The organism is Trinickia sp., from assembly GCF_035492435.1.
Taxonomy (GTDB): Bacteria; Pseudomonadota; Gammaproteobacteria; order Burkholderiales; family Burkholderiaceae; genus Trinickia.
In genome coordinates this window covers 1-4937 of sequence record NZ_DATJJF010000117.1, presented here as the reverse complement: position 1 = coordinate 4937, position 4937 = coordinate 1, and the positions used below count along the sequence as shown (strand labels likewise).

At 62.2% G+C, this 4937-nt stretch carries 4 protein-coding genes; all 4 read left to right on the top strand.

Annotated elements, in window-relative coordinates:
* Positions 1 to 1785 (top strand): DNA polymerase III subunit alpha (dnaE, locus tag VL598_RS09050; RefSeq protein WP_325326375.1); only part of this gene is annotated, 1785 nt, incomplete at its 5' end.
* Positions 1786 to 1825: 40 nt separating this feature from the next.
* Entirely contained in the window at positions 1826 to 2932 is a 1107-nt protein-coding gene (locus VL598_RS09045; protein WP_325326374.1) for a glycosyltransferase family 4 protein, read from the top strand.
* 170 nt (positions 2933 to 3102) lie between these two features.
* The gene (waaC, locus tag VL598_RS09040) at positions 3103 to 4113 is read left to right on the top strand and encodes a lipopolysaccharide heptosyltransferase I (RefSeq protein WP_325326373.1); all 1011 of its coding nucleotides are present in this window, start codon (positions 3103 to 3105) and stop codon (positions 4111 to 4113) included.
* 350 nt (positions 4114 to 4463) lie between these two features.
* Positions 4464 to 4937: glycosyltransferase family 9 protein (locus tag VL598_RS09035; protein ID WP_414718685.1), on the top strand; the 474-nt coding region annotated here is incomplete at its 3' end.

The following is a 4937-nucleotide window of genomic DNA, read 5'->3' as shown; positions in this document are numbered from 1 at the left end:
GATCAGGCCGCGTTCTCGATCCTGAAAAAAGCGAACACGGTCGCCGTATTCCAGCTGGAAAGCCGCGGGATGCAGGGCATGCTGAAGGATGCGCAGCCCGACCGTTTCGAGGACATCATCGCGCTCGTTGCGCTCTACCGTCCGGGTCCGATGGACCTCATCCCCAGCTTTTGTGCGCGCAAGCACGGGCGGGAGAACGTCGAATATCCGGACCCGCGAGTCGAACCTGTTCTGAAAGAGACCTACGGCATCATGGTCTACCAGGAGCAGGTGATGCAGATGGCGCAGATCATCGGCGGCTACTCGCTGGGCGGCGCTGACCTGTTGCGCCGCGCGATGGGCAAGAAGAAGGCCGAGGAGATGGCCCAGCACCGCGAGCTCTTCCGCGCAGGCGCGGCCAAGAACGGGCTCACGGGTGAAAAGGCCGACGAGACCTTCGACTTGATGGAGAAGTTCGCGGGCTACGGCTTCAACAAGTCGCACGCGGCGGCTTATGCGCTGCTTGCGTATTACACGGCGTGGCTAAAGGCGCATCATCCGGCCGAGTTCATGGCAGCCAACATGAGCTTGGCGATGGACGACACCGACAAGGTCAAGATTCTCTACGAGGATTGCAAGAACAACGGCATGGCCGTGTTGCCGCCCGACATCAACCATTCGGCCTATCGCTTCGAGCCGGTTGCGGAAGCTGACGGCAAGCGCTCGCGCACGATCCGTTACGGCCTCGGCGCCGTGAAGGGAAGCGGACAGAACGCGATCGAAGAGATTTTGCGGGCGCGCGATGAGGGGCAATTCAAGGATCTCTTCGACTTTTGCGCCCGCATCGACCGGCGTGTCGTCAACCGCCGTACCGTCGAGGCGCTGATTCGTGCTGGCGCGTTCGACACGCTGCATCCGAATCGCGCTCAGTTGATCGCCTCGGTGCCGCTCGCCATGGAGGCCGCCGACCAGGCGAGCGCCAACGCCATGCAGGCGGGGCTTTTCGATACGGGCGATGCCATGATCGAAGCCCCTGCGCTCGTCGATGAGCCTGCCTGGGAGGAAAAGCGCAAGCTCCAAGAGGAAAAGAGCGCGCTCGGGTTCTACCTTTCGGGTCATCTGTTCGATGCGTACAAGAGCGAAGTGCGCCGCTTCGTGCGCATGAAGATCGGCGATCTGAAGGAAGGGCGCGACAAGCTCGTGGCCGGCATCATCGTTTCGCTGCGCACGCAGATGACCCAGCGCGGCAAGATGCTGATTGCACTCATCGACGATGCGACGGGCCAGTGCGAAGTCACGGTGTTCAATGAACAATTCGAGGCGAACCGGGCGCTGTTCAAGGAAGACGAGCTGCTTGTCGCGCAGGGCCAGGCGCGCAACGATGCGTTTACGGGCGGTATCCGCTTCACGGTCGACTCGGTGATGGATCTCGAGCGTGCTCGCAGCCGGTACGCGCAAGCCGTCAAAGTCAGCATGAACGGCAATGCCGATGCGCTCGTGCTGCGGCGCGTGCTCGAAGCGCATGGCGCGCCGCCCCAGGCGGCGGAGGAGGCTGAAACGCCTGCCGCCACGATGTCACGTCCCGCGGGCGGCCGAGGTGCCATGTCACGCGGGGCCGGCGGGGACGGCCGTTCTCGCGCGCAGACTGTGGTGCCTAACGGGCTCGCGGTGCAGGTCGCTTATCGAAACGAAAGCGCGCAGGGTGAAATGCGCCTCGGCGATGCGTGGCGCGTGCGGCCCAGCGACGATCTGCTTGCTGCGCTGCGCAGCGAGTTTGCGGGTAGTGCGGTGGAGATCGTCTATTGATGGCGTGCCTCGTTGCCCTGATGCGGGGGCCCACCGCGACATGAAGCTGGGGATTTCGGCAAACGCGCTGAAGCACGGTGGCGGTTTCGAGCGCTATGCGATGGACCTCGCACGCGGTTTGGCGGCTCATGGCCAGGAATCGCCGCTCGCTTTCTTCGCCCGTAAATTCGACCGCTCGTTGCCGGAATTCGGGCTCGTGGAGCCGCATCGCATCAGCGTCTCGTGGCTGCCCGGCAAATGGCGCGATCACTGGTTTTCATGGCGCTTGCGCGCAGCGCGGCGTGGCGCGGATGTGGATGTGCTCATCGGCTGCAATCGCGTCGATTCTTCCGATATCGCCATTTGCGGCGGCACACATCGTGGATTTCTAAGTGCGACCGGGCGTGCACCGAAGCGCTCGGACAAGTGGCAGATCGCGCTCGAAAGCCGGCAGTACGCGCGCGCTGCCGTCGTCGTCGCGCATTCGCCGCAAATGCGCGACGAACTGCGCACGCTCTACGGCGTGGACGACGAAAAGATCCGCTTGCTGTATCCGCCGGTCGATTCGGCACGTTTTTCCCCTGTTGACGCCGCAGAGCGAGCCCGGCTGCGCCAGCGCTTTGGCTTTGCCGACGGCGAGGTTGTGCTGCTTTTTCCGTCGAGCAGCCATGAGCGCAAGGGGTTGCCGTTCATCGAAGCCGTCATGCGCGAGACCCGTCTTCCCGTGGTCGTCGCCGTGGCCGGGCGGCCGCCGCAGCGCACGAGCGAGCGAATTCGCTACGTCGGTTACGTGAAAGAGATCGAGGATTGTTATCGGGCAGCCGACTTCACGATTCTCGCTTCGACGTATGAGCCGTTTGGACTTGTCGGCATCGAGTCCATAATGTGTGGCACGCCTGTGATTCTGGCAGCCAACGTCGGCTGCTGCGACGCCATTGCCGATCAGGCGAAGTTCGTCTTCGCGCCCGGCGAATCGGGTGCGTTGCACGCCGTGCTCGCGCAAGCGGTCGCATCGGTGCAGGGCGGCCCAGAAGTCGACCGAGCCCGCATGGCCCGCGAGGCGGTCGCTTATGACCCGAGGCTCGCTGCCCATGTCGAGGCACTGGTGGCCTTGGCGAGCGCCGTTCATGGTCGCACGCGTGGAGCGGCTGCAAGGCGCGACGCCTGATCGCCGTAACCAACGGCGGGTCGTTTCTCGAGGCCGATTGCCTCATCGCTCAAAAAGCTGTGGTTGTGTTGGCGGGCAAACTGCGCTGCCGTTGCGCTTCGCGCAATATCGCGGCTAGCTTGTTCCCACAACTTGGCAAAGTGGTCTGATTAAATACACGCGAGTCGACAATGAACCGCGTCTTGATCGTCAAAGTGACCTCGCTGGGCGACATTGTGCAGGCACAACCCGTCGTTGCCGACCTGCGGCGGGCATTCCCCGCTGTCGCGGTGGATTGGGCCGCGGATGCCGCGTTCGCCGACGTGCCGCGATGGAATGCGGGCGTCGACCGCGTGTTGTGCGCGCCCCTGCGGCATTTCAAGAAAACACGCCGAGCCCAAGACTTGAAGGCCATTTTCGCTTCGATCGGCGAACTGCGCGGCGTGTATTACGACGCAGTCATCGATCTGCATGGCGTGTACAAGAGCGCCATCATCGCTTTTCTCGCCCGTTCCCGTACGCGGTATGGGTACCGTTTGGCGGACCTCGGGGAGCAAGGGGCCGCATTTGCCTATACGAGGCGCTTCGCGCGCCCAGCGGAACTCAATGTGTTGGAAGGCCTTCGCCAGACGGTGGGCGACGCGTTGGGTTACCGGATCGAATCGCCGCCGGAGTTCGGGTTGCACATTCCGGCAGCGCACGGTCCGCGTCGGGACGCACAGGGCGACGCTTTTGCGTTGTTGTTTCATGCCACTTCCGGCGCCGCCAAAAAGTGGACGATCGATCACTGGCAGTGCGTCGGGCGGTATCTGATTGATCGTGGGATTCGGGTGGCACTGCCATGGGGCTCGCCGGACGAGCACGACGAGTCGATCGCCATTGCCGCCGGTATCCCGAACGCAATGGTTCTGCCGCACATGAGCCTGTTGGAGGTTGCGCAGCAAATCGATTCATCGTCGATCGTGGTGGGCGCGGATACCGGGTTCGTCCATCTGGCTGCCGCGTTGCGAAAGCCGACCGTCATGATTTTCACGGCCACCTCGAAGAAGCATTATGGCGTCAATGTACCGGGCTGTGCGGTGTCCATCGGCGATGAGGGGAGACGTCCCTCAGTGCGTGAGGTCATCGATGCCGTCGACTTTGTTTGGCCTGAGATGTCAAAGCAGGGCGACTTAATGCGACCGCTTCGGTCAGCGCCGTGAGGTGCTCAATGGCTGAATGCGCGAGTCAAGTCCAGGGCGCCGAAGCAATGCGAGGCCGCCGTTCTTACAGGCGGGGTGCGGTATACTTCACGGCGAGTCCACCAACACCGAACGTGCGACTGCCCTGATTCAAATAACCTTCCACGCGTTCGGGGCCGCCTGTCTTCGGTGGGGAGCTAGCGCGCATGCAGTCGGCTGCGGCTCACGCCGGCGGGTTTCACCTCCCTGAACGCAGCGCCCAAAGGCGTGTGAAGCTCACTGCTATGGCTGGCCGAGCACATTGGCTAAAGCCGCCGTATGTGAACTATGCGCTTCTCTTGTGCGACACGCGAGTTAGTCCCAAGCACACAATGAAACGAATACTTGTTGTCCGAATCGACTTTCTCGGCGATATGGTTTGCACTACGCCGCTTTTGCGTCGTCTGAAAGAAAGATGGCCCGGGGCGGAGATTCACGTGTTGGCAAACAAATACAACCGTGCGGTGCTGGAAGGCAACCCGGATGTCAGCGTGGTCCACACCTATGTGTACAGCAAGCAATTCGAACGCAATCCGAGGCCCGGGAAAATCAATGCTATACGCGATCGCCTGTCGCTGATCCTTCGATTGCGGAAGCAGAAATTCGATCTGCTCGTCATTCCGAACGGCGGCATGCACAAAAACAGCATCCAATTCGCGCGGCTCTTGAATGCGAAGACTCGCCGCTGGCATACCGCTGACACCGAATTCGACGACCGCAAGCCCGAGCATGTCGCCAGCCGGCCCATTCGACACGAAGCGCTCTCGGGCTTTCGAATCATGCCCGAATTGGGTCAAGTCGAGCCC